This window comes from Sphingomonas sp. Leaf28 (assembly GCF_001421685.1).
Classification (GTDB): domain Bacteria; phylum Pseudomonadota; class Alphaproteobacteria; order Sphingomonadales; family Sphingomonadaceae; genus Sphingomonas; species Sphingomonas aurantiaca.
This window is the reverse complement of sequence record NZ_LMKX01000005.1, coordinates 1-3,637: the sequence shown is the minus strand read 5'-3', so window position 1 is coordinate 3,637 and position 3,637 is coordinate 1. Positions and strand designations below refer to the sequence as shown.

Genomic DNA, 3,637 nt, shown 5'->3' with positions numbered 1-3,637 from the left:
CATAACTTACAAAAAGTTCAATAAATATGGTGAAAATAAGACTTTGGTTCTAAAAGAGGCGCCGGGACCTACACCTTTGCCAATAATAGGTAATATGCACCTTTTGGGCAAGCACGAATCGCCATTCCAGTCTTTCACGGACTTGGCGAAAACTTATGGAGACATTTTTACGCTGCAATTGGGAACGTCGAAATGCCTAGTGGTTAATAATTTGGACCTCATCCGGGAGGTCTTGAATCAAAATGGAAAATTCTTCGGCGGACGGCCTGACTTTATCCGATTTCATCAACTTTTTGCTGGCGATAGGAATAATTCCTTAGCACTATGCGATTGGTCAAACCTTCAACTAAGAAGAAGAAATCTCGCCCGCCGCCATTGTGGACCCAAACAACACACCGACAACTTCGCGCGCATCGGAGACGTCGCTACATTCGAATCCATAGAACTGCTACAAACACTTAAAAACATAACCCGTACTTTAGACTCCAGCATCAACCTAAAACCGATCTTAATGACTACAGCAATGAATATGTTTTCGCACTACATGTGCAACGTGAGATTTGACGCCGAAAACGACGAAGATTTCAAGCGCATCGTCGACCATTTTGACGAAATTTTCTGGGAGATTAACCAAGGTTATGCCTTAGATTTTCTGCCGTGGCTCCAACCTTTTTACAAGAAGCATTTAGATAAACTGTCTAACTGGTCTTCAGATATTCGCTCGTTCATTCTTTCAAGGATCGTAGAACAGAGGGAATTGGATCTGGACATAGAAGGGCCTGAAAAGGACTTTCTAGATGGGTTGCTAAAAGTTTTACATGAAGACCCGACGGTTGATAGAAATACTATAATCTTCATGCTTGAAGATTTTCTAGGCGGTCATTCTTCGGTGGGTAATCTTGTCATGTTATGTTTGACAGCTGTGGCGAGAGACCCTGAAGTCGGCAGGAAGATTAGGGCAGAATTAGACGGTTTGACTAAAGGCAAAAGGCCTGTTACATTACTCGACCGTCATAGTTTGCCATACACAGAAGCAACTGTCTTAGAATGTCTAAGATACGCCTCATCCCCTATCGTTCCTCATGTAGCTACGGAGAACGCAGCAATCTCAGGATATGGCGTAGAAAAAGGAACGATAGTCTTCATAAACAACTATGAACTAAACACTTCAGAGGAATACTGGAATGAGCCGGAGAAATTTGACCCATCAAGGTTTCTAGAAAAGACCAAAGTTAGGGTTCGAAGGAATTCTTTCTGTGATTCCGGCATGGAATCTGATGGGGAAAGGCCGAGCAAGCCAGCGGAGACGGAAAAAGAAGTCTGGTCTGTTAAGAGGAACATCCCACATTTCCTGCCTTTTAGTATAGGTAAGCGAACGTGCATTGGTCAAACTTTAGTAACTACGATGAGTTTCGTCATGTTTGCCAGTATAATGCAGGAGTTTGAAATTGGGGCTGAAAATTTGGAAGATCTAAGACAGAAACCGGCGTGTGTGGCTTTGCCTAAAGATACGTATAACCTATTTTTGATCCCGAGAAAACATTGATCTTTTTGATTTTTTTGAAAGTACGTAAATTATTTGCGCTTGGTTCTTTTATTTGTAGTTTTGTGTTGACGCTGTTTTTTTTTTGAAAAAATTGCAGGTTTTTTTGTAGTTACCTTTTTAGCGAAAATTTTATAACTTTTTAATTTGAATGGTTTGCGATAATAGATATTTCTATGTACTACATCCTAAATTGTTTAGTAAAACTTATTTTATTTTTCTATTTGAATATATTTATTGCGATGACAGACATTTTTTTAGCAAACTTAAAAGGTTGTTTTCGTATTCAGTTGAAAATACATCAAATAATTAAAGTCGGTAAATACTTTAATTTACGCCCAAAATTAGAGCTTGAGTAATTATGTTATATTTTTTTAACCAAGATAAAATATTTTGTAGATATAGAGCCAATTAGGTTTTTCAATAACATTAAATTAAAGTAGATAGCATATTATTTTTTAACCGACTTCCCAAAAAGGAGGAGGTTCTCAATTCGACCGTACTTTTTTTTTATGTATGTTAATCCATATCTCCGGCATTTTGGTGGCTCTAGAAGTCGGTGGCAAAATAAACACAGTCAACAGACCTGCAGACACCGACTTCAAAGTCGGTTTTGTTTTTTTGTAAAAAGTTTTTTTTATTTGGTGATATTTTTAACTTCACTGCCTTCTATTTTTTTAGCTAGAGAACTGAGTAGTTCTAAAATTATATTTAAACAAAACAGCGTCTCATTAAATATACAAATAAAAAAACAAGGTTATATCGCTCAAAACTATTTATTTCTTGAAATAATTGTTTTTTTAAGTATTTCTTTTTATATTTTCGGTAAACCATACTGACGTAAATTCTTTGAAGAAAAGGCGGGAAAAATGTTTGTTGTCTATGGAAAAGAAGATGGCTGACGTGTACTGATAAAAAAATACGATTTTTCTGTTTCATATTTGTCAATGTTTTCAATATTTTTACGACAAAATTACTGTTTTTTATCTAATAAAAGATAGTGTTGAATATTTTAGTATATTTATGGCTAGATTCACAGCTTCCAGCTAATGTTCAAAATAGTTATCTAATAGATAATGCCAAAGAAATGTTTTTACTTTTGACTACTTATATGGCAGTATCTGTCAGTTAACGTATCTAGAACTCTATCTGGAACCTTTTGTAACTAATTAATAGTTTGTTTGTAATGACTTTTTACTACAATTATATTGAGCGTTGATAATTTTGAATTAGAAAACCAAAAACGACTGTATCTTGCCTGTTGGATTTCGCTTGCGCTAGTAAAATATATTTCGTGACTTTTTCGTTATTTTTCACAAATAGATGACGTAGTGACAATAGTGTTAGATTTTAAATAGTTATTTCACGTCACGAGTATATTTTTGCTATAGAAACGTGTAGATTTTTTAGAAAAGTAGTCAATCAAGTGTCTTAAAGTTCCTTTTTTATTAATTTTATAGAAATTTCTCGTCAAAATCGGCTGTTTATACTTAATTTGACCGAAGAAACGTAGTTTTTTAGTAGGTTAGAAATTGTGTTTAGCGTCATCTAGTGGTGAGTAGTTGAAACTCTTTGATTACACTTCTTCGGTTATATTTGTGTTGCAAGTGTGTTTGATGTTGTATTTTACATGTAGTACTGTTTACATTAGAAATAGATGTAGAATATAGACTTAATAGGGGAAATATTGTAAAAAACTCTTATAATCATGTAGAAACATTATTTAAATAATTAAAATAACTAGATTCTTGCTAAAAGACGACTTTAATTTAAGTTTCAATGTTTTTTTTAATAAACCTATGGCGGGTTTCCAAAGAATAAGAACTTGTATGTAGTTTGTAGATTAGAATTCCAAATTTAAATGTCAGAATGTAAAAACGCCATGTTGTATTTTTGAATCAATATTAATAGATATTTTGAAATCAGCAAAAATCACTGCAATCTGTTGTAACTTAGATACAGTTAAATTAAAATTAATGTATTTGATATGAATACGAGTGAATGTTAATATTATTTTCGAACTTTATGAACCAAATTGTAAAATGGCTGACTTGATATGACGTAGTTTGTAGAAAGAATTGTGATCAATAGTTG

General features: G+C 33.8%; 1 protein-coding gene. It reads left to right on the top strand.

What is annotated here, in order from left to right:
* Nucleotides 1-1,546: cytochrome P450 (locus ASE79_RS20235; protein ID WP_162237005.1), on the top strand; the 1,546-nt coding region annotated here is incomplete at its 5' end.
* Nucleotides 1,547-3,637: the final 2,091 nt, after the last annotated feature.